This window comes from Ruegeria sp. CG3 (assembly GCF_056537205.1).
The window spans coordinates 142319-163216 of record NZ_JBQFRC010000003.1 but is presented as its reverse complement, the minus strand read 5'-3'; the positions used below and the strand labels follow the sequence as shown (position 1 = coordinate 163216).

Annotated in this window: 24 protein-coding genes; 10 read left to right on the top strand and 14 right to left on the bottom strand. The window is 63.2% G+C overall.

Translation table 11 applies throughout. From position 1 onward, the window contains the following. Positions 1-92: 92 nt before the first annotated feature. The 7 genes from ACR0NB_RS14100 to ACR0NB_RS14070 form a co-directional block, all read right to left on the bottom strand. Complete coding sequence (locus ACR0NB_RS14100; protein ID WP_093963511.1) at positions 93-1268, bottom strand: acetyl-CoA C-acetyltransferase; 1176 nt, start codon at positions 1266-1268, stop codon at positions 93-95. Between the two features lie 196 nt (positions 1269-1464). Further along, on the bottom strand, positions 1465-2298 hold the full coding sequence (locus tag ACR0NB_RS14095) for an EAL domain-containing protein (protein WP_170360083.1): 834 nt from the start codon (positions 2296-2298) through the stop codon (positions 1465-1467). A 101-nt stretch (positions 2299-2399) separates the two neighbouring features. After that, positions 2400-2591 carry a hypothetical protein gene (locus ACR0NB_RS14090; RefSeq protein ID WP_093963509.1) on the bottom strand — a complete coding sequence of 64 codons (192 nt, stop codon included), beginning with the start codon at positions 2589-2591 and terminating at the stop codon, positions 2400-2402. 92 nt (positions 2592-2683) lie between these two features. After that, the gene (locus ACR0NB_RS14085) at positions 2684-3655 is read right to left on the bottom strand and encodes a sterol desaturase family protein (protein WP_170445537.1); all 972 of its coding nucleotides are present in this window, start codon (positions 3653-3655) and stop codon (positions 2684-2686) included. Then, on the bottom strand, positions 3652-4038 hold the full coding sequence (locus ACR0NB_RS14080) for a hypothetical protein (RefSeq protein WP_170391838.1): 387 nt from the start codon (positions 4036-4038) through the stop codon (positions 3652-3654). Before ACR0NB_RS14080 ends, ACR0NB_RS14085 begins: the two co-directional genes overlap by 4 nt. Before the next feature lie 59 nt (positions 4039-4097). After that, on the bottom strand, positions 4098-4427 hold the full coding sequence (locus ACR0NB_RS14075; protein WP_170360091.1) for a hypothetical protein: 330 nt from the start codon (positions 4425-4427) through the stop codon (positions 4098-4100). 81 nt (positions 4428-4508) lie between these two features. Then, positions 4509-5075 carry a TlpA disulfide reductase family protein gene (locus ACR0NB_RS14070; protein ID WP_170360092.1) on the bottom strand — a complete coding sequence of 189 codons (567 nt, stop codon included), beginning with the start codon at positions 5073-5075 and terminating at the stop codon, positions 4509-4511. 21 nt (positions 5076-5096) lie between these two features. On the opposite strand from ACR0NB_RS14070, the gene argH reads away from it, so the two are divergent. Both argH and ACR0NB_RS14060 read left to right on the top strand, forming a co-directional pair. Then, the gene (argH, locus tag ACR0NB_RS14065; RefSeq protein WP_170583243.1) at positions 5097-6488 is read left to right on the top strand and encodes an argininosuccinate lyase; all 1392 of its coding nucleotides are present in this window, start codon (positions 5097-5099) and stop codon (positions 6486-6488) included. Then, positions 6485-6667, top strand: a complete 183-nt coding sequence (locus ACR0NB_RS14060) for a hypothetical protein (RefSeq protein ID WP_170360096.1) — start codon at positions 6485-6487, stop codon at positions 6665-6667. Before argH ends, ACR0NB_RS14060 begins: the two co-directional genes overlap by 4 nt. A 242-nt stretch (positions 6668-6909) precedes the next feature. On the opposite strand, the gene ACR0NB_RS14055 is transcribed toward ACR0NB_RS14060, so the two are convergent. Next, the gene (locus tag ACR0NB_RS14055) at positions 6910-7296 is read right to left on the bottom strand and encodes a glycine zipper family protein (protein WP_480776003.1); all 387 of its coding nucleotides are present in this window, start codon (positions 7294-7296) and stop codon (positions 6910-6912) included. A 93-nt stretch (positions 7297-7389) separates the two neighbouring features. Continuing rightward, the gene (locus ACR0NB_RS14050) at positions 7390-7779 is read right to left on the bottom strand and encodes a DUF8051 family protein (protein ID WP_480776002.1); all 390 of its coding nucleotides are present in this window, start codon (positions 7777-7779) and stop codon (positions 7390-7392) included. Positions 7780-7961: 182 nt separating this feature from the next. Here ACR0NB_RS14050 and ACR0NB_RS14045 point away from each other — a divergent pair, with 182 nt between their 5' ends. From ACR0NB_RS14045 to ACR0NB_RS14035, 3 genes are all read left to right on the top strand, one after another. Continuing rightward, positions 7962-8549 (top strand): TetR/AcrR family transcriptional regulator, encoded by a 588-nt coding sequence (locus ACR0NB_RS14045; RefSeq protein WP_170583245.1) that lies wholly within the window; start codon positions 7962-7964, stop codon positions 8547-8549. A 98-nt stretch (positions 8550-8647) separates the two neighbouring features. Further along, entirely contained in the window at positions 8648-9913 is a 1266-nt protein-coding gene (gene lysA / locus ACR0NB_RS14040; protein WP_480776001.1) for a diaminopimelate decarboxylase, read from the top strand. 36 nt (positions 9914-9949) lie between these two features. Then, positions 9950-12493: a TIGR02302 family protein gene (locus ACR0NB_RS14035; protein WP_480776000.1), complete on the top strand. Its 2544-nt coding sequence runs from the start codon at positions 9950-9952 to the stop codon at positions 12491-12493. Positions 12494-12502: 9 nt separating this feature from the next. Here ACR0NB_RS14035 and ACR0NB_RS14030 read toward each other — a convergent pair whose 3' ends face one another. Then, a complete protein-coding gene (locus ACR0NB_RS14030; protein ID WP_170391846.1) occupies positions 12503-13276 on the bottom strand; it encodes a zinc-ribbon domain-containing protein in 774 nt (257 codons plus the stop codon). Between the two features lie 181 nt (positions 13277-13457). On the opposite strand from ACR0NB_RS14030, the gene ACR0NB_RS14025 reads away from it, so the two are divergent. Genes ACR0NB_RS14025 through ACR0NB_RS14010 form a run of 4 tightly spaced genes read left to right on the top strand, consistent with a single transcriptional unit; the run spans position 13458 to position 16363 of the window. Beyond that, positions 13458-14135, top strand: a complete 678-nt coding sequence (locus tag ACR0NB_RS14025) for a cell division ATP-binding protein FtsE (protein WP_170342228.1) — start codon at positions 13458-13460, stop codon at positions 14133-14135. Beyond that, positions 14132-15031, top strand: coding sequence for a cell division protein FtsX (locus ACR0NB_RS14020; protein ID WP_480775999.1), 900 nt, complete (start codon positions 14132-14134; stop codon positions 15029-15031). Before ACR0NB_RS14025 ends, ACR0NB_RS14020 begins: the two co-directional genes overlap by 4 nt. Next, the gene (locus tag ACR0NB_RS14015) at positions 15031-15774 is read left to right on the top strand and encodes a lysophospholipid acyltransferase family protein (RefSeq protein ID WP_480775998.1); all 744 of its coding nucleotides are present in this window, start codon (positions 15031-15033) and stop codon (positions 15772-15774) included. Before ACR0NB_RS14020 ends, ACR0NB_RS14015 begins: the two co-directional genes overlap by 1 nt. Beyond that, positions 15758-16363 carry a pyridoxamine 5'-phosphate oxidase family protein gene (locus ACR0NB_RS14010; protein ID WP_480775997.1) on the top strand — a complete coding sequence of 202 codons (606 nt, stop codon included), beginning with the start codon at positions 15758-15760 and terminating at the stop codon, positions 16361-16363. The genes ACR0NB_RS14015 and ACR0NB_RS14010 overlap by 17 nt, the downstream gene beginning before the upstream one ends. On the opposite strand, the gene ACR0NB_RS14005 is transcribed toward ACR0NB_RS14010, so the two are convergent. Beyond that, complete coding sequence (locus ACR0NB_RS14005) at positions 16364-16957, bottom strand: NAD(P)H-dependent oxidoreductase (RefSeq protein ID WP_170440281.1); 594 nt, start codon at positions 16955-16957, stop codon at positions 16364-16366. It lies immediately after the preceding gene. 102 nt (positions 16958-17059) lie between these two features. On the opposite strand from ACR0NB_RS14005, the gene ACR0NB_RS14000 reads away from it, so the two are divergent. Next, positions 17060-17638 (top strand): TetR/AcrR family transcriptional regulator, encoded by a 579-nt coding sequence (locus ACR0NB_RS14000; RefSeq protein ID WP_170436054.1) that lies wholly within the window; start codon positions 17060-17062, stop codon positions 17636-17638. Between the two features lie 18 nt (positions 17639-17656). Here ACR0NB_RS14000 and lpdA read toward each other — a convergent pair whose 3' ends face one another. The 3 genes from lpdA to odhB form a co-directional block, all read right to left on the bottom strand. Next, positions 17657-19045 carry a dihydrolipoyl dehydrogenase gene (gene lpdA / locus ACR0NB_RS13995; protein ID WP_480775996.1) on the bottom strand — a complete coding sequence of 463 codons (1389 nt, stop codon included), beginning with the start codon at positions 19043-19045 and terminating at the stop codon, positions 17657-17659. Between the two features lie 72 nt (positions 19046-19117). Then, positions 19118-19387 carry a hypothetical protein gene (locus tag ACR0NB_RS13990; protein ID WP_170342212.1) on the bottom strand — a complete coding sequence of 90 codons (270 nt, stop codon included), beginning with the start codon at positions 19385-19387 and terminating at the stop codon, positions 19118-19120. A gap of 2 nt (positions 19388-19389) precedes the next feature. Beyond that, a complete protein-coding gene (gene odhB, locus ACR0NB_RS13985) occupies positions 19390-20892 on the bottom strand; it encodes a 2-oxoglutarate dehydrogenase complex dihydrolipoyllysine-residue succinyltransferase (protein WP_480775995.1) in 1503 nt (500 codons plus the stop codon). Between the last annotated feature and the right edge of the window lie 6 nt (positions 20893-20898).

Genomic DNA, 20898 nt, shown 5'->3' with positions numbered 1-20898 from the left:
TTTGGTGATATTGTCGCATCCTAGGGATATTCCCGGAGTGTAACAAAAAAGGGCGCCCATTGGACGCCCTTATTCGTGACTTGTCAAAGCACTTAGACGCGCTCCACGCACAGGGCGACGCCCATGCCGCCTCCGATGCAGAGGGTTGCCAGGCCCTTTTTCGCGTTCCGGCGCTTCATTTCGAACAGCAGCGTGTTCAGAACCCGGCAGCCGGATGCTCCGATCGGATGGCCGATGGCGATCGCGCCGCCGTTCACGTTCACGATCGAGGGATCCCAACCCATGTCCTTGTTCACGGCGCAAGCCTGTGCCGCGAAGGCCTCGTTGGCTTCGACCAGATCCAGATCGTCAACCGACCAGCCGGCCTTTTCCAGCGCCTTGCGCGAGGCATAGATCGGTCCGACACCCATGATCGACGGGTCCAGCCCGGCGGTCGCATAAGACGCGATGCGGGCCAGCGGTTCGATCCCGCGCTTTTCGGCGTTGTCGGCTGACATCAGCAGGGTTGCCGCCGCGCCGTCATTCAGACCCGAGGCGTTGGCCGCAGTCACCGAGCCATCCTTCGTGAAGGCTGGACGCAGCTTGGCCATCGCCTCCATGGTCGCGCCGTGACGGATGTACTCGTCACTATCCATCACGATGTCGCCCTTGCGAGTCTTGATGGTGAAGGGGACGATCTCGTCCTTGAACTTGCCGGCCTTCTGCGCGGCCTCAGCCTTGTTCTGGCTGGCCACCGCGAACTCATCCTGCATATCGCGGCTGATCTGCCACTTCTCGGCCACGTTCTCGGCGGTCTGGCCCATGTGGTAGCCGTTGAACGCATCCCACAGGCCGTCGCGGATCATGGTGTCGATGTATTTCATGTCGCCCATCTTGTGGCCCGCGCGCAGAGATGCGGCGTGGGGCGACAGGGTCATGTTTTCCTGACCGCCTGCGCAGACTATCTCGGCATCGCCCAGCTGGATATGCTGAGCGCCCAGTGCGACGGCACGCAGGCCCGAACCACAGACCTGGTTGATGCCCCAGGCCGCGCTTTCCTGCGGCAGGCCGGCGTTGATGTGCGCCTGGCGTGCGGGGTTCTGGCCTTGGGCGGCCGTCAGAACCTGACCCATGATGGTTTCGCTCACCTCGGACTTGTCGATCCCGGCGCGTTCCACGACGGCTTCGAGGACGGCAGCGCCCAGATCATGTGCGGGGGTGTTCGCAAAGGAACCGCCAAAGCTGCCGACGCCCGTGCGTGCGGCGGATGCGATTACTACGTTGGTCATACAGTCAATCCTTTACCGTCAAGGTCCTGTGGGAAATCTGACGGCGCAGGTCGCACAGAGCCTCTCTGGCGATGCAAGAGCGCCTCGTGATCCCCCGCTCCAGCACTTTCTGCCATAGCGCAATGCTGCACGTGCAGCAACGGACAGCTTGTCTCATGAGAAAGCCTCGGCTGGATAGCGCCCAAGGGAATTGGGTTCAACTTCCTGTTTTGGCTTCTTTTTCCGGTTGCCACGGGGCTTTCACCGTCGGAGCGCCGAATAGGTAGCCCTGCAGACAGTCCACACCGCTGGCCACCAGAAACTCGGCATCTTCACGCGTTTCGACCGATTCGGCGATGACCAGAATCTCGAATTCACGGGCGACGGCGATCAGCGCGCGCACCAGCGCCTGATTGTCCGGGTTGGTGCTGACACCCCGTACGAACTGCCCGTCGATCTTCGCCGCGTCAAAGAAGAACTCGCGAAAATACCTGAAGCTGAAGTTGCTGGCGCCGAAGTCATCCAGCGCAAAAGCGATCCCGCGATCCTGAAGCCGGTCCATGAAATCGATCACCAGTTCGGGAACCTGCATTGCCGAGCTTTCGGAGATTTCGAGGATAAGCCGCTCGCCCAGCGTTTTGTCCCGCTTGAGAAACCGGTCCAGGATCCGCGACCAGCGCGCGTATCCGATCGAGCGTGCGGACATGTTGACCGAAAGCCGGATTTCCGGATTGCGAGACAGGGCGCGCAATCCTTTTTCCAATGCTATGCAGTCCAATTCCCGGCCGATTGGTGTGTTTTCCACCTGCGGCATGAACTCCCGCGCGGGGATCACACGGCCGGTTTCGTCCAGCACGCGGATGAATGCCTCATAGAAGGCAACGCCGTGCGGGTCTCGTGCTTGCATGACGGGCTGGAACGCCAGGCGGCATTGCTGATGCTTGACAGCCTCGGTCGCCATTTGAACGGTCGAAGTGTCCCGCGCGGCGACGGCCGAATTCAACGGGCTGTCCCCACCTTCTGGAAGATCTGCAAAGTCCTTTTTCCGCATCGACGCCGAATCCCCGCACGTTTCCGAAACCGGTCAGCACGTAGTTTCGGGTCGTACCGGTGAATTTGTGGTTAATGCGCGCCGGGAATCAGTCGCTGGGATCAGCGGGTCGTCTGGGCTGCGTGGCGCAATTCGACTACGGCGCCAATCACGGCGCCCAGGAAGCCTGTGCCCACCATAGCCACTCCAAGCATCATTACCGCCGGGGCAGGCTGCTGGCCAAGGGCGCTGAGCATCGCGATTACCAGGCCCAACAGACCGGTTGCGGTGAATATGGCAGTAACGCGGGACATGGTGGAACTCCGACCGAACAAACTTGTCGCATTTCCGGATATGGAGCACGCGCGCCGGAATTCAAGCGCCCGCCCGGCAGACGCCGCCAGTCTCAGGCCTGTTTTGCCTGTTGGTTGGGCAGGTTTTCGTCGAATTGCTCGAAACCGGGCGTTCCGAGATCTTCGGGATGGCGGGCCAGGTGCTTGGACTTGATCTGCTCGGAGCTGTCGCGGCTGCCGTCATGGCTGTAGCCCGGCGGGGCAAAGCAATAGGCCAGCCGCTGTTTCAGGGTCAGGCCCGGCTGGGTCGCGTCGCGCCAGATGGCCACCCATTCGTGAAAGGCCACCCGCAGCGGGTTGAAGGTGCCGATATTGTGCACCAGGCCATAGTCGACCCGGTCGTGCTCCTGCTCGGGGACGAAGGTGCCGAACAGCTTGTCCCAGATGATGAACACCCCGGCATAGTTGCAATCCAGATAGCGCGCGTTGCGGCCGTGGTGGGCACGGTGGTGGCTGGGGGTGTTCATGACCGCCTCGAACCAGCGGGGCATCTTGCCGATGGCTTCGGTGTGGATCCAGAACTGGTAGATCAGGTTCAGGCCGCCGCAGAACAGCACCATCGCCGGGTGGAACCCCAGCAGGATCAGCGGCGCGCGCACGACCATCATGAAGGTGAAGGTATAGGTCCAGGTCTGCCGCAGGGCGGTCGTCAGGTTGTAGTGCTGCGAGCTGTGGTGGTTTACATGGCTGGCCCAGACCCAGCGGATGCGGTGCCCGAACCGGTGCACCCAGTAGTATCGCAGGTCATCCAGCACAAAGCACAGGATGATCACCGGGATCGATGTGCCCAGATCCAATGGCGTAATCTTCCACAGCCACATGAAGAACCCATAGGCGATGAAGCCCAGCAGGAATCCGGACGCGATGTTGCCCGCTCCCATGATCAGCGAGGTCACGGCGTCGCGGGTTTCATACCGCCCGCCACGGCCCTTCATGGCGATCCACAGAAATTCGGCCAGGATTGCGGCGATAAAGAACGGCACGGCCCATTGGACGACATCGGGAAAGCTGATCTGGTCGGTCATGCGGGCTCCAGCAGGTGGCGCCAGTGGCGGCGCTCGGTTTCATCAAGGCGGACGGTGACGCCGGGGGTGGCGAAGTCGTGGAACTGGACCTCGATGCCCTCGGGGTGGTCGATCCAGTCGAAATCGCGCAGGTGGCGGGCCACTGTATCGGCGCCAAAGGACCACAACAGGCCCGGCCCGGTCTCGGTGCGCAGCAATGCGGCGTGTCCGTCATGGGCCAGGGTGACGTCGATGATGGTGTCGTCGGGGAAATGGCGCAGCCATTCGGCGCGCGCGACATCGGCGCTCAGCACGCGCTGGCGCGATTTGCCCGTCAGATGCAGCAGTGCGGTGATGCCGGCAATGCCACCGACCACCAGAACCAGCAGGATTTCCAGCGGCATGATGTCCTCCCGCGGACAGAGTGCAAGCGGGGTCAGGCCCTGTCAAAGGTGGCGTTGCGTCAGGGGGTGTTGTGCGGCTCAAGCACTTCGTGCCGGACAACGCGCTCGACGAAGGGCACCAGCCCTTCGGGTCCCGAGGCGCGATCCTTGAGGTGAATGCAGATATCCGGCCGCCGCGCCGCGATGATGCCCACCAGTTCGCCGCGCACCTTGTCATCGAGGCCCGCGCCCATAATCGCGCAGGCGATGCGCGGTTCGGCGTCCAGTTGCCGCCGCACCTCGTCGGGATCATGCGCGCCCAGCCACCGGATCGGAAGATGCTCCAGTTGCCGCGCCACGTCGCCGATCACGTTGGGCAGCCGGCCGATCAGTAAAACCACCGGTTTCATCTCAGCCTCCTGTCTGTTGCCAATGAAAAACCGGCCCTGTTCAGGCCGGTTCCAGTCTAGCACAAAAGGCCCGTCAGGTAGTCAGCTTTCGGGGTTCAGCAGGGCCGCGATGATCGCCTTGGCACTGTCCGAGTTCCATTCGGCGTCGCCGATCAGCCGCGCGATTTCCTGGCCGTCGGGGTCGATGATTATGGTGATCGGCAGGCCGACGATGCCCATCTCACGCGCGACGGCCTGTTTCGGGTCCTGGTGGCGGGGCAGATTGGTGATGCCGTTTTCGTCAAAGAACTTCTTGATCCCCGCGGGCGAGTTGCGCCCGGTGGCCAGCGTCAGAACCTCGAACTGGTCTCCGCCGAATTCCTCCTGCAACTCGGCGATCTGGGGCATCTCTTTTCGGCAGGGCGCGCACCAGGTGGCCCAAAAGTTCAGCAGAACGTATTTGCCGCGATAATCTGCCAGCGTGGCGGTGCCGCCGTCATCTTCCAGCAGGAATTCCGCGTCCGAGACCGGTTTCGGCTCGGAATGCAGGATCAGGCGTTTCAGGCTGCCGTCGCGCAGGTCGGCCAGGGCCTGCGTGTCGGCGGCCAAAGCGGCATTTGCACCCAGCGCAAGGGCCATATAAAGGGGGATCAGACGAAACAGGCGCATATCAACTCCGGGTTTTCCAGCATGACCGAACAATCCTCGAACCAGATGTGGGGCGGCCGCTTTGCCGCCGGACCAGACGCGATCATGGAGGCGATCAATGCCTCGATCGGGTTCGACCGACGGATGGCGGCCCAGGACATCGCGGGCTCGCGTGCCCATGCCGCCATGCTGGCCGCCACGGGCGTGATTAGTGATAGTGATGCCGAGGCCATTCGGGAAGGGCTGCTCACCGTTTTGTCAGAGATTGAACGTGGTGAGTTCCAGTTCTCGACCGCGCTGGAAGACATCCACATGAATGTCGAGGCGCGGCTGAAAGAGATCATCGGCGAGCCCGCAGGCCGCCTGCACACCGGCCGCAGCCGCAATGACCAGGTGGCGACCGATTTCAAACTGTGGGTCCGCGATCAGCTGGACGCCGCCGAATCCGGGTTGCTGGCCCTGATCCGCGCGCTTTTGGCGCAGGCCGAGGCCGGGGCCGATTGGGTCATGCCCGGATTCACCCACCTGCAGACCGCGCAGCCGGTGACCTGGGGCCACCACATGATGGCCTATGTCGAGATGTTCGGCCGCGACCTCAGCCGCGTGCGCGACGCGCGGGCGCGGATGAACGAATGCCCGCTGGGTGCTGCGGCGCTGGCCGGCACGTCCTTCCCGATCGACCGGCACATAACGGCGCAGGCGCTGGGCTTTGACCGGCCCGCCGCCAACTCGCTGGATGCGGTCAGCGATCGCGATTTCGCGCTGGAATTTTTGTCGGTGGCCTCGATCTGCGCGGTGCATCTGTCGCGGTTCGCCGAAGAACTGGTGATCTGGTCTTCGGCCCAGTTCCGCTTCGTCACCCTGTCCGACCGGTTCTCGACCGGCTCGTCGATCATGCCGCAGAAAAAGAACCCCGACGCCGCCGAGCTGATCCGCGCCAAGGTGGGTCGGATCTTTGGCGCCAACACGGCGCTGATGATGGTGATGAAGGGCCTGCCGCTGGCCTATTCCAAGGACATGCAGGAAGACAAGGAACAGGTCTTTGACGCCGCCGACAACTGGATGCTGGCGCTGGCCGCGATGGAGGGCATGGTCAAGGACATGACCGCCAACCGCGACAGCCTGGCCGCTGCCGCCGGCTCGGGCTTTTCCACCGCGACCGATCTGGCCGACTGGTTGGTGCGGGTGCTGGGCCTGCCCTTCCGTGATGCGCACCACGTCACCGGATCGCTGGTCGCCATGGCCGAAAAGAAGGGCTGCGACCTGCCCGATCTGACGCTCGAGGACATGCAATCGGTCCACGCGGGCATCACGCAGGATGTCTATTCTGTCCTTGGCGTGGATAATTCGGTAAACTCGCGCCAGTCCTATGGCGGTACGGCCCCGGACCAGGTCCGGGCGCAGATCGCCCGCTGGAAGGAGATGCTGGAATGACAATCTTGCGTGTGATTGCCCTGATCGGGGCCGCCTTCACCTTGGCGGCCTGCGGCGCTGACGGAGAGCCCGTCCAGCCGACCCTGAACGCCAATGTGGGCGTTTCGACCAGTGGCACATATGTGAGCGGGGGCGTCGGCCTGCACCGAGGCCCCCTCAGCGTGTTTCTGGGGATCTGAACGCTCTGCGGTTGAAAGCGACGTTCCAGTCGCCATTTAGCAAGTGATCCAACAAATGAAGGCAGCGAAATGAAACCACTCGGCCTTATCCTGTCGCTTGCCATACTGGCGGCGTGTGAGACCACGAATCCGCCGCGTTCGCAGCCAGTAGAAGAGCCCGCGCGCTCGGGGGCTGGAGTGTCCGTATCCGGATACGCGCGGGCCGGGGTGTCGACGAATTTCTGAATGAGCCGTTGATGCGCTCAGCCGGCCACTGGGTGCCCGCGCTGCCGCAGACACTCGATCAGAATGTCACGCCGGGTGTTGCGCATCTCGGCGGCTCCGGCGACCGCACCTGCCGCTGATCCCACAGCTGCGCCGGCTATGGCGCCTTCTGTGTTTCCAACCGTGTCGTCCGAAATGCCTGCCAGTGCGCCGACCCCGGCGCCGATCAAGGCCTGTGACCGGGTTTCCGGGTTCCACAGGTCCTGAGACTTGGCCAATGCGCGGCACTGGTCCAGATCAGCGGCGTAGGCCGGGCCCGGCTCGGCAGACAGGACGGGTTGGTGTTGGGCCCCGGTGCCGCTGCATGCGGCTGTGACCAGGGTCAGCGGCAAGACGGTCAATGTGAATCGTTCCTTGAACAGCATGAGTTGTCTTTCCTTGTCGGTATTCCGGCGGAACCCGGAGCCACTTCCTTTTGCTGTGGCTTCGGGCCCTATGCGAGTGCGCGCCGGGCGGGTTCAGATGTGGCCAAGGCCACGATGAGCCAAGGCCAGGATGTAGAAAGCCAGGATGAAATCCAGAATCTCGATCAGTCCCAGCATCAGCGGAATTGGGTCGGGTGATGTGGGGAAGACGTGACCCAGGTCCAGCAGGACCACGAAGATGTATCCCCAGGCCGCCACGATGGCGCCCCAGCTTGCCGTTGCCGAACCGCGCAGCATGGCCACCGCCGACCCCACGGCCAGCAGGGCAAGCGCGATCAGAAAGGCGTTGAAACCCCAGAACACCGCTCCACCCAGCCCGGAAAAGTCCCGGGTCTCGATCGGTCCGCCGGGGACCAGCGTGACAAAGCTGGCAACGAGGACAAGCATCAGTTTGGCGGCTGTTGCCGTGGGTTGGGACGCCATAGGCCGTGTTGGGCCGGCGTTGATTTGTGACGAATGCACCATGACAGAATCCTTTTAATGACTGGCGGGTCATAAATGGAGATGGCGTTACTGACCGTCAAGTCATTAAAAGATTGAATTTGCGTGACGCCGCGTACAATCTGAGTCAAGAGGGGCGCGCCGGAAGAAAATCGGGGGGCAAGATGCCGAAGATCGTCGATCGCGAAGAGATGCAGGGGCGGATATTGAATGCCGCCATGGCATGCTTTCTGGATCAGGGCTATCACGCGACCAAGATGCAGGACGTGGCCCATCAGGCCGGCATGGCCAAGGGCACGTTGTATCTGTACTTCCAAAGCAAGGAGGCTCTGCTTCTTGCGTTGCTGCGGCGGTATTTCGAGGATATCCGCGCTCGCATCAGCGACATACCGGCCCCGCAGACGCTGGACCAGTTCATGACCGGGCTGCGTCTGTCCATGCCTGCCGACCGTCTGGCGGCGACGCGGCTGTTCTTTGACGTGCTGGGCCCCGGATTTCAGGACCCGCGCGCGGCCGAGATCATTGGCGGGTTCTTCGCCTGGCTTGCCGATCATTACGCGGCTCACTTCGCCCCCTTGATCCGCGCGGGGGAAATCCGCAGCGACCTGAGTGCGCAGGCCGCCGCGCAGGCGGTGACGGCGATGCTGGATGGATTGGTGATCCATCTGGCGATCTTCGGGGGCGATGAAAGCGACTTTGAGGCGCGGCGCGAGGCGACCCTTTCGTTGCTTGAGGCCGGCCTGCGCGGATAAGCCGTTGTGCCCGACTTCTGTGCGGTTCGCACCGGATTGCATGCCCGCGATGCAAATCCCGTTGATCCACAGGCCTGTTTTGGTCTAAGCGCGCAGATATGGATCACTTTCTCTACCGCGATGGCGTTTTGTGCGCCGAGGACGTCCCGGTCGCCGAGATCGCGGCTGCGGTCGGCACGCCGTTCTATGTCTATTCCACGGCGACGCTGCTGCGGCACTACAACCTGTTCGACGAGGCGTTGGCAGGTACCGACCACGTGGTCTGTTATGCGATGAAGGCCGCCAGCAACCAGGCCATTCTGAAAACGCTGGCGCAAGCCGGCGCGGGGATGGACGTGGTTTCGGGCGGCGAGTATCTGCGGGCCAAGGCAGCGGGTGTGCCGGGCGAAAAGATCGTGTTCTCGGGTGTCGGCAAAACGGCCGAGGAAATCCGCATCGCACTGACCGGCGGGATTCGCCAGTTCAACGTCGAATCCGAGCCCGAGATGGAGGTGATCAACGCCGTCGCACAGGAATTGGGCGTGATCGCGCCGATCACTGTTCGGGTGAACCCGGACGTTGACGCCAAGACCCACGCCAAAATCGCCACAGGAAAATCCGAAAACAAATTCGGCATCCCGATCGCCCGCGCACCCGAGGTCTATGCCCATGCCGCTAGCCTACCGGGGCTGAAGGTGGTGGGCATCGACGTGCATATCGGCTCGCAACTGACCGATTTGGAGCCGTTCCGTCTGGCCTACTCCAAAGTCGCCGAGCTGACCGAACAGCTGCGCGCACAGGGCCACGACATTCACCGTCTGGACCTGGGCGGTGGGCTGGGCATCCCCTATGCGCGCTCGAACGAGGCTCCGCCGCTGCCGGTCGAATACGGTGCGATGATCAAGGAAGCGCTGGGCCATCTGGGCTGCGAGATCGAGATCGAGCCGGGCCGACTGATCGCGGGCAACGCGGGGCTGATGGTGTCGAAGGTGATCTATGTGAAGTCGGGAGAAGGACGCGATTTCCTGATCCTCGACGGGGCGATGAACGATCTGATCCGTCCGGCCATGTACGACGCCTATCATGACATCGTTCCCGTCATCGAGCCCGCCCCGGGGGTCGAACAACGTCCCTATGACATTGTCGGGCCGGTTTGCGAGACCGGGGATACCTTTGCGAAACAAAGGGCGATGCCACCGCTGAACCCGGGGGATCTGGTCGCATTTCGCAGCGCCGGCGCCTATGGCGCGGTTATGTCCAGTGAATACAACACCCGGCCTCTGATCCCCGAGGTTCTGGTGAATGGCGATCAATTCGCGGTTATTCGTGAACGGCCAACCTTTGACGAAATCATAAACCGCGATACCATACCTGAGTGGCTGTGACGCGATAACCGCGCGGGCCCGACCCGGAGGCCTGACGTGACCGACACTCGCAACCTGCCGATCCCCAGACTGTCCCTGTTGCTGACGCGCACGGGGATGCTGGCCGAGCAGGTGATGCGCGCCTTTTGGCCGTTCCTGTCGATTGCGGCTCTGATCATGGCGGCCTTGCTGCTGGGCCTCCACGACCTCGTCGGCGTTGAAACCGTCTGGATCATCGGAGCCGCATCCATTCTGGCGTTTACGGTTGCATTGGTCTGGGGCGCGCGGAGGTTTCGGTTCCCTACCCGCACGCAGGCGCTTGTCCGACTGGACGAGACACTGCCGGGCCGTCCCATTCAGGCGTTGCTGGACGATCAGGCCATCGGGGCGATGGACGAAGATTCGCGCGCTTTGTGGCAGGCCCATCAGGCGCGCATGGCCGCCCGCGCCGCGCAGGCAGGACCGGTCAAGCCTGACCTGAACCTTGCCGCTCGTGACCCCTACGCGCTGCGCTATGCGGCGCTTTTGGCGCTGGTGGTCGGATTGCTGTTCGGATCGTTCTGGAAAGTTGGATCGGTCGCGCAGATGACACCCGGTACGGCCGTGGCCGGCCAGGGCCCCAGCTGGGAAGGCTGGGTCGAGCCGCCTCGCTATACCGGCCTGCCGACGCTGTATCTGGCCGATCAATCCGGTCCGACGCTGACAGTGCCACAAGGCAGCCGCGTCACTTTGCGCTTCTATGGCGAGGTCGGCGCGCACAGTTTGACCGAAACCAGTTCCTTAGCTTCCACCACGACAGCAACCGATCCGGATCAGGAGTTTGTCGTCGAGCGTTCGGGCCGATTGTCGATCGAAGGCCCTGCAGGGCGTGACTGGGGTGTCGAGGTCATTGCGGACGCGCCACCGGTAATCGCCGTGGCTGAACCCGCCACCGCCGAGGCTGGTGGCCAGATGAAACTGCCGTTCTCGGCACGTGACGATTATGGCATTCTGTCAGGAACCGCGTTGATCGAATTGGACCTGGCCGCGGTGGATCGTCGCCATGGTCTGGCCGTTGCGCCCGAACCACGCGACGCGGTCACCATCGACCTGCCCATGCCGATCGCTGGTGACCGGAGCGATTTCACGGAAGATCTGATCGAGGACTTTTCGGAACACCCTTGGGCGCACCTGCCGGTCAAGATTACCCTTTCGGCCGTCGATGCCGCTGATCAGGTGTCGGAGTCGGATGTCTACCGAACCGACCTTCCTGCCCGCCGGTTCTTTGATCCGCTGGCTGCGGCGGTGATCGAACAGCGCCGCGATCTGCTGTGGTCGCGCGACAATGCCAAAAGGGTGGCTCAGCTGTTGCGGGCTGTTTCGCACCGGCCCGAGGATGTCTTCCGTTCGGAAACCGCATATCTGCGACTGCGCTACATTCTGCGCCGGTTGGAAACCTTTACGGAATTCGGCCTGGGCCCCGAACAGCAGACCGAGATCGCGCAAGCCTTGTGGGATCTGGCCATCCTGATCGAAGAAGGCACGCTCGCCGATGCGCTGGAGCGGATGCGTCGCGCTCAGGAACGTCTGACCGAAGCGATGCAGAACGGTGCCAGCGATGAGGAGATCGCCGAGTTGATGCAGGAACTGCGTGAAGCGACCGACGAGTATCTTCGTCAGCTGCAGCGGCTGGCGCAGGAAAACCCGGACGGCCAGCAGGGCCAGCAGAACCAATTCGGTAAATCCATGCAGATGACGCAGGATGACCTTCAGCGGATGATGGACCGGATCCAGGAACTGATGGAGCAGGGCCGCATGGCCGAGGCCCAGCAGGCGCTGGAGGAGTTCCAGCAGATGATGGAAAACATGCGGGTGACCCAGGGCCAGGGACAGGGGCAACAATCCGAAGGCCAGCAGGCCATGGAAGGATTGGCCGAAACCCTGCGTGAGCAGCAGGGCCTGAGCGACGAGGCCTTCCGTGACTTGCAGGAGCAATTCAATCCCGGCGCGCAGGCCGGTGAAAGCCAGGGCAATGAAGGCCGCTCGGGCGGTCAGGGGCGCGGCCAGAGCCATGAGGGTCAGGGCGGCCAGGGCCAAGGATCGGATCAGGCGGGCGAAGGCCAGCAAGGGCAAGGGACTCTGGCTGACCGCCAACAGGCGCTGCGCGATGAACTGAATCGCCAGCAGCAGAACCTGCCGGGCGCCGGAACACCCGAAGGCGACGCCGCACGCGAGTCGCTGGGGCGTGCAGGTCGTGCCATGGATGAGGCCGAAGATGCCCTGCGGAGCGACGACCTTGCCGAAGCGATCGACCGCCAGTCCGAAGCAATGGAAGCGTTGCGCGAAGGGATGCGCGAGCTTGGTGAGGCCATGGCCCAGAACCAGCAGAACCAGCCCGGTCAGGGTACGCAGGAAGGCGACATGCAGGCCAACAACCGCGATCCGCTGGGTCGGAATCCGGGCGCTGCGGGCTCGATCTCGACCGAGGAGAACCTGCTGCAGGGGGATGATGTGTACCGCCGTGCCCGCGAGTTGCTGGATGAAATCCGTCGCCGCACGGGCGAAACCGACAGGCCCAGAATCGAACTGGAATACCTCAAAAGGCTGCTCGAGCGGTTCTGACCGGCAGAGTTACTCGGTCGCGGAGCCAGCCTGCGATTCCAGCCAGATCCGGGCCTGATCGACCATCGAGACATACGACTGCAACACAGGCTCGGCCTGGGGAACTGCCTCGCTGATCTGGCGGGCGTTGCCGTAGATCAGGAACAGGATGACCCCGATGATCAGGATCAGCGCAAAGCCCCGCAGGAACCCGCCCGATTTCCGCGGCGGGGCTTCGGCGGGCTCTGCCGCGGTCGGGGCGTCGTCGCTGCGCAAAGTCGAATTGATGCTGTCCACATCCGGCAGCGCCTCTTTCTGACCGGTTCCCGAGGCGGTTTCGGTCGCCGCAGGAGGTTTGGGCTTGGGGGCCGGTTCCGGCTGCTGATCCAGGCCCAGATCCGGCTGGCTTTCCAGGCCGGACCCTTCCTTGGCGCGCAGTTCGGCCTCACGCGCGGCTTCCTCTCGCAGGATTGTCGCAACGGCCGGATCGACGTTGCCGGTCGGAGCGGCTGGCCGGGCTTCGTCCGTGGGTTCGGGATCGGGCTGTTCGGCTTCGACCTGTTCGTCTTCTGCCTGCTCCGGTTCCGGCGCAGCAGCTTCGGCGGCCGGCGGCTCAGACGTATCCGAGGGCGCGCTTTCGGCCGGCCCATCATCGGTTTCGGCCGCGACAGGCTCAGCCTCCGGGTGTTTGGGTTGGAACCAGGTCTGCTCGCAGCTCGAGCATTGCACGTCTCGGCCTTCTTCCGGAATGACCTCATCCGGAACCTCGTACTGGGCATTACAGTTCGGGCATGTTAGTCGCATACTGCCTCCCCGGCCGCCAGCGGCCTGTCGTCGTTTTTCCAAGAATGATAATCCGTTAAGGCGAAACAGCAAAGCGCGTTTTCGGCCCGGTGGATCAAGTGTCGCCAAATGGACTCGGTGCAGGCATTGAAACCGTGGTCGTGCTCGGGCAAGAAGGGCGCAAGCAATATTGAGGGCAGGCGTGATCGAGCTTGAAAATGTCAGCTACAGCTATGGCGGCGGTGAACTGCTGAGCAATGTCTCGGTCCAGTTGCAGCCGGGGTCGTTCCATTTTCTGACCGGCCCGTCCGGAGCGGGCAAAACGACCCTGTTGAAACTCTGCTATGGCGCGTTGCTGGCCAGTTCGGGGCGGATCAGCGCCTTTGACCAGGACATTGCCCGACTGGACCGGGACCAGATGGCCCTGCTGCGCCGCCGCATCGGTGTCGTTCATCAGGACTGCCGGTTTCTGGACCACATGACTCTGGCTGAGAATGTCGCCCTGCCACTGATGGTGTCGGGACGCTCTGTCGAGTCCGAGCAGGAAGATCTGACCGAACTCCTGTCCTGGGTCGGTCTTGGTGGCCGCCTGGACGCACTTCCGCCGGAGCTTTCGGGCGGCGAGCGGCAACGGGCTGCACTGGCGCGGGCGGTCATCCTGTCACCGGACGTGGTGTTGGCCGACGAACCCACCGGCAACGTCGACTGGGAGATGTCCCAGCGTCTGCTGCGTCTGCTGATCGAGCTGAACCACATGGGAAAGACCGTGGTGATCGCCACCCATGATCTGAGCTTGATCCGGGCGGCCAAAAGCCAGGTGCAGGCCCGGGTTCTTCGGATCTCGCAGCGGCGGCTGCAACTGGCGGGGGCGGATCTATGATTGCCGATGACATTCGTGCCCTGCTGCGCCGGGACGCCCGGGCTGACCGCGTCGTGCCGCCAACCGGATTTACGGCGCACCTGACCCTTTTCGTGTCAGGTGCGATGGCCTTTCTGACAGTATTCGCGCTTGCGCTGTCGCTGGCCTCGGGCCGGTTGGCCGATCGCTGGGCCTCGGAGCTGGCCGGAGCGGCCACTCTGCGGATCAATGCGCCTGCTGAACAGCGTGCCGCGCAGTCCGAGGCCGCTCTGGAGGTTCTGAAACAGACCTCGGGCGTGGCCTCGGCCCGCGCGCTCAGCGCCGAAGAACAGGCCGCCTTGCTGGCCCCCTGGTTCGGCCCCGATCTGCCGCTGGACACGCTTCCGGTGCCTCAGCTCATCGAAATCATCGAGGGCGAGCCGGGGCTGGACACGATGGGCCTGCGCCTGCGGCTGGCGGCCGAGGTGCCAGGCGCGGTTCTGGATGACCATTCCCGCTGGCGCGAGCCGCTGGTCGATGCAGCCACCTCGCTGCGGCGGTTGGGCTGGATCTCGATCCTGCTGATCGGCGGGGCCACGGCGGCGATGATCACGCTTGCTGCCAATGCATCGCTTGCGGCCAACGCCCAGATCATCGAGGTGCTGCGTCAGGTCGGCGCGCGCGACCGCTTCATCGCCGGTGCCTTCGTGCGTCGGTTCACCTGGCGTGCGTTTTTCGGTGCCGTAGTGGGGACGGTTCTGGGCCTGACCGGGGTGCTGCTGCTGCCCGAGGCCTCGGATGCGGGTGGTTTCCTGACCGGCCTTGGATTCCAGGGCGCCGACTGGTTGTTGCCCGCCGTAATCCCCTTATTGGGCGCAGCCGTGGCCTTTGCCGCGACATGGTCGGCGGCCCGTCGCAAATTGAAGGAGCTCTCGTGATGGCAATGGCGGTCCAATGGGTGCGCTCGCTGATCTTCATGGTAACGATCTACGCATGGATGGCGGTTCTGGGCCTGGTCTTCGCGCCCTATGCGCTGTTCTCCAAGCGCGGGGCCCTGCGCGCCTGCAAGACCTATGCGCGCACGACCATATGGCTGGCGCGCTGGATGGTGGGCATTCGCGGCGAGGTGCGCGGCAACGTGCCCACGGGTGAAGTGGTGATCGCCGCCAAGCATCAATCCTTCTTCGACATCATCCTGATCTTCGACGCGATCCCCCATGGCAAGTTCATCATGAAGCGCGAACTGCTGTGGACCCCGATCATCGGCATGTATGCTCGTCGTCTGGGCTGTATCCCGGTCAATCGCGGCAAGCGAGGCGCGGCAGTGGCCAAGATGGTCAAGGACGTTTCCAAAGAGTTTACCGAGCCCGGGCAACTGGTGATCTATCCGCAGGGCACCCGCGTGGCGCCGGGGGTCTACAAGCCCTACAAGGTCGGCACCGCCGTTCTGTACGAGGGGCTGGGCTTCCCCTGCGTGCCGGCGGCCACCAATGTCGGTGTCTTCTGGCCTCGGTCGGGAATTCTGCGCAAACCCGGCCATGCGATCGTCGAATTCCTTGATCCGATCGAACCGGGCGTTGATCGCGACTCGTTCCTGGCCCGGCTGGAAGAGGTGATCGAGACGCGCTCGAACGAATTGATGCGCGAAGTGGGGTTCGATCCGGATGCAGTTCATCAATGACATCACCGCGCTCGAGGCGCTGTACGGCACCCCCGGTGCCGCCTCGTTGCGCAAGGTCGCGCGGCAGCTGACGCCGCTCTATCGCAAGTGGATCATGGCGTCGCGGCTGTGCGTGCTGTCCACGGTAGGGCCCGAAGGGGTGGATGGCAGCCCTCGGGGCGATGACGGCCCGGTGGTGATGGAGCTGGACCCCGGCACCCTTGCCTTGCCCGACTGGCGCGGCAACAACCGCTTGGACAGCCTGCGCAACATCGTGCGCGATCCGCGTGTGGCGTTGATGTTCATGGTGCCCGGCTCGAACAACGTGGTGCGGGTGAACGGTACCGCCCAGTTGACGTCCGATGCCGACCTGCGCGCCCGGTTCGAGAAAAAGGGTAAGCGACCGGCCACCGTGATCGTTATCGAAATCGGGGAAATCTACACGCAATGCGCCCGGGCCCTGATGCGGGCCGAAACCTGGACCGGCGGCGATCTCAGCGCTGATTTGCCGACGGTGGGCGAGATCCTGGCCGAGGTGTCGCAGGGCGAGGAAGGCGGCGCACGCTATGATCGGGAATGGGGCGCGCGCGCCGCAAAGACGATGTGGTGATCACGCTGCCGCTGCGCCCAGTCGGGTGACCCGCGCGATCCATTTCTGGACGCTGTCCTGCTTGGGATAGCTGGCACCGGAAAACCAGGTGAACCGCGTCGGCTTGAACCCGACAAATCCCAGAACCTGACCGCGCATCTGGTGAATCAGCGCCCGGCGGTAAACCAACCGCATGAACCAGCCCGGCGTGTCCGAGGTGATGATGACGCGCGCAGTTCGGCCGTCGAGCATCGGCGCCGGGAATCCCAGTTTGTTGGGATTGCGGGTGTCGAACGTACGGCCCGGGATGAACATCCGGTCGATCAGCCCCTTGAGCTTGGCGGGCAGGCCGCCCCACCACATGGGCGTGGTCAGAACCAGATGATCGCTCCATTCGAAGTCCTGCAGAACCTGTTCCAGAACCGGCTCCAGCGGTTTGAAATCATGATAGTTGCCCTGACCGAAATCGAAATCGAACTCCAGCTCGCTGAGGTGAACAGTCTTCACGTCATGGCCCTTGGCGCGGGCGGCTTCGGCATAGGTGTCGGCAAAGGTGCGCGACAGGCTGCTTTCGGCGGGGTGACCGTCGAGGATGAGAATTTTCTTGGGGTGCATCGGGATTCTCCTAAAATTGACCACGGTCAGTTTATAGAATCAAAAAATGACCACGGTCAATATTAAATTTGACCACGGTCAAAAAACATGCGAACAAGCCTCATGCAAAAGACGATTCAGAAACGAACCCTGAAAACCCGCGCCAAGCTGCTGCAGGCGGCGGCGGACGTGGTGCAGAAGAACGGATACCAGGCGTTGCGTGTGGAAGAGGTGGTACAGGCCGCCGGTGTGGCCAAGGGCACCTTCTTTGCCCATTTCCACGACAAGGACGCGCTGATGGAGATCCTGATCGGCGAAAAACTGGACTCCTGTCTGGATCAGGCGCAGGCGTCGGAAACGCCGAATACCGTGCCGCAGATTATAGTGGCCCTGGCCCCTGTGCATGATTTCATGATGTCCGAACGCTATGTGTTCGACCTGCTGATCCGTTATTCCGGTGCCGCCGCGATCTCTGAAATCGGGCCGATCGCCTATTGCTTCGAGAAATACTTCCGGATCGTGATGATGTGGCTGGATCAGGCCGAGGTTAGACAGGACGTGTCGACTGACCTGCTGGCCGAGGGCGTGCAGGCCTTTGCCATCCAAGCCATGTCACTGAAATTCTGCGCCCTGCATTCGGCGACGACATTCACCGACCGGCTGGAAACCTATCTGCGGGCGTGGCTGACTCCGGCGGCCTGACCGCCGGAGCCGAACTCATCAGGCGTGGATCGGACCATCGCCGCAGGCCAGCGCCGCTTCGCGCACGGCCTCGGAATAGGTCGGGTGCGCGTGGCAGGTCAGCGCCAGATCCTCGGCCGAGGCGCCGAACTCCATCGCAACGCAGACCTCGTGGATCAGGTCGCCCGCGCCGGGGCCGATGATGTGGCAGCCCAGGATGCGGTCGGTCTCCTTGTCGGCCAGGATCTTTACGAACCCGTCGGCAGCAAAGTTCGCCTTGGCGCGGCCATTGCCCATGAAGCTGAACTTGCCCACCTTGTAGGCGCGGCCCTGCTCCTTGAGGGTGGCTTCGGTCACGCCGACATTGGCGACCTCGGGCCAGGTGTAGATCACGCCCGGAATGACGCCATAGTTCACGTGCCCATGCTTGCCCGCGACCACTTCGGCGGCGGCCATGCCTTCGTCCTCGGCCTTGTGGGCCAGCATCGGGCCTTCGATCACGTCGCCGATGGCGTAGATGCCCGGCACGTTGGTCTGCAAGTCCTTGCCGACCTTGATCTGGCCGCGCGGAGTCAGCTCGACCCCCAGCGCCTCCAGACCCAGCCCGTCATGGAACGGCTTGCGCCCAGTGGCGACCAGAACGGTGTCGGCCTCGATCACGTGCTCGCTGTCATCCTTGCGCAGTTTGTAGGTCACCTTGGCCTTGGTCTTGGTGGCCTCGGTCTTTTGCACCGCAGCACCCATGACGAAGTTCAGGCCCTGCTTTTTCAGGATGCGCTGGAAGGTCTTCTGCACCTCGGGGTCCATGCCCGGGGTGATGACGTCGAGATATTCGATAACCGTTACCTCGGCGCCCAGACGCTGATAGACCGAGCCCAGTTCCAGCCCGATCACGCCTGCGCCGATCACAACCAGCTTTTTCGGGATCTTGCCCAGCTCCAGCGCGCCGGTCGAGGTCACGACGACCTTCTCGTCCACCTCGACGCCGGGCAGCGACGTCGCCTCGGAGCCGGAGGCGATGATGATGTTCTTGGCCTCATGCACCTCATCACCGACCTTGACCTTGCCCGCCGCCGGGATCGAGCCCCAGCCCTTGAGCCAGTCGATCTTGTTCTTCTTGAACAGGAACTCGACGCCTTTGGTGTTGGTGTCGATCACGTCTTGCTTGTAGGCCAGCATCTGTTTCCAGTCGACCGAGGGGCTTTTGCCCTTGAGGCCCATCTTGGCAAAGTTGTGCTCGGCCTCGTGCAGCTGATGGCTGGCATGCAGCAGCGCCTTGGACGGAATGCAGCCCACGTTCAGACAGGTGCCGCCCAGCGTCTCGCGCCCTTCGACGACGGCGGTTTTAAGGCCCAGCTGCGCGCAGCGGATGGCGCAGACATAGCCGCCGGGACCGGCGCCGATTACGATGACGTCATAGTTAGCCATTTTGTTCTCCCAAATCCGCGGAGTGTTCTTTTTGAAAAGGCGACCCACGGGGTGGATCGCCTGGGTGCCTGTTCAGACGGGTGTCAGAACCTTCACCTGAATATGTGCGACGCCGCCACGTTCATGGTGCATGGCCAGCTCTTCCGATTCGATGAAGCTCTGGGCCCTGTCCAGATCGGTAATCTCGAACAGGGCAACCGCATGATCGCGCTGTTCGGGGTCTTTCCAGACGTGCAGATCGACAATCCCGGCCGCCTTGCGCATCGGCTTGTCCTCGCGGAACACCTTCAGCCAGGCGTCGAAATCGGCCACGTCGGCCTGCCAGAGTACGTGCGTCGCCATGATCACAGATCCATCAGCAGACGGCGCGGGTCTTCCAGCGCCTCTTTCACGCGCACCAGGAAGGTGACCGCGCCCTTGCCGTCGACGATGCGGTGGTCATAGGACAGCGCCAGATACATCATCGGACGGATCTTGATCTCGCCATTGATGACCATCGGACGTTCCTGAATCTTGTGCATGCCCAGAATGCCCGACTGCGGGGGGTTCAGGATCGGCGAGGACATCAGCGAGCCATAGACGCCGCCGTTCGAGATGGTGAAGGTGCCGCCCTGCATTTCGGCCATGCTCAGCTTGCCGTCACGGGCGCGTTTGCCCTTCTCGGCGATGGCTTTCTCGATCTCGGCAAAGGACATCCGGTCGGCGTCACGGATCACCGGAACCACCAGGCCCTGCGGAGTGCCGGCGGCGACGCCCATGTGGACGTAGTTCTTGTAGACGATGTCATTGCCGTCGATCTCGGCATTGACCTCGGGCACCTCTTTCAGGGCGTGGCAGCAGGCCTTGGTGAAGAAGGACATAAAGCCCAGGCGGACGCCGTGCTTCTTCTCGAACTGTTCCTTGTACTGATTGCGGAGGGCCATCACCTCGGTCATGTCCACCTCGTTGTAGGTGGTCAGGATCGCGGCGGTGTTCTGCGCGTCCTTCAGACGCTTGGCGATGGTCTGGCGCAGGCGCGTCATGCGCACGCGTTCCTCGCGGGCGGCGTCCTCGGCGGCTACGGGCGCGCGCGGGGCTGCTGCCGGTGCCGGGGCCGCCGCGGCCGGGGCAGCGGCGGTTGCGACGGCGCGGGCCACGTCTTCCTTCATGATGCGACCATCGCGGCCGGTACCGGTGACCTGATCGGCCGACAGACCGGCTTCGGCCATGGCCTTTTCGGCCGAGGGCGCATTGGCCACGTCCTTGCCGGTGGCGGCTGCTGCGGGACCAGGGGCTGCCGAGGCCGGTGCGGCCGGTGCGGCACCTGCTTCAGCGCCCGAAATCACGGCAAGCTTGGCGGTCGCGTCGACGGTCGCGCCCTCGGGGGCCACGATCTCCGCGAGTACACCCGCAGCCGGAGCCGGGACCTCAACCGAGACCTTGTCGGTTTCCAACTCGCACAGCATTTCGTCCTGTGCGACGGTGTCGCCGACCTTCTTGAACCAGGTCGATACGGTCGCTTCGGTCACGGACTCACCCAATGTCGGAACCATTACGTCGACGCTGCCGCCCGAGGCCGTAGGGGGCGCTGCCGGAGCGGCTTCAGCTTTTGGAGCGGGGGCCGCACCCTCACCGGCCTGGATCGTTGCCAACAGCGCATCAACGCCGACCGTCTCACCTTCGGCGGCTACGATCTCGCCCATAACGCCGGCTGCGGGCGACGGAACCTCGACGGTGACCTTGTCCGTCTCAAGCTCACACAGCATCTCATCCACGGCGACAGCATCGCCAGGTTTCTTGAACCAGGTTGCGACCGTGGCTTCGGTGACGGACTCGCCCAGCGTGGGAACACGAACTTCAATCGTCATCGTTAA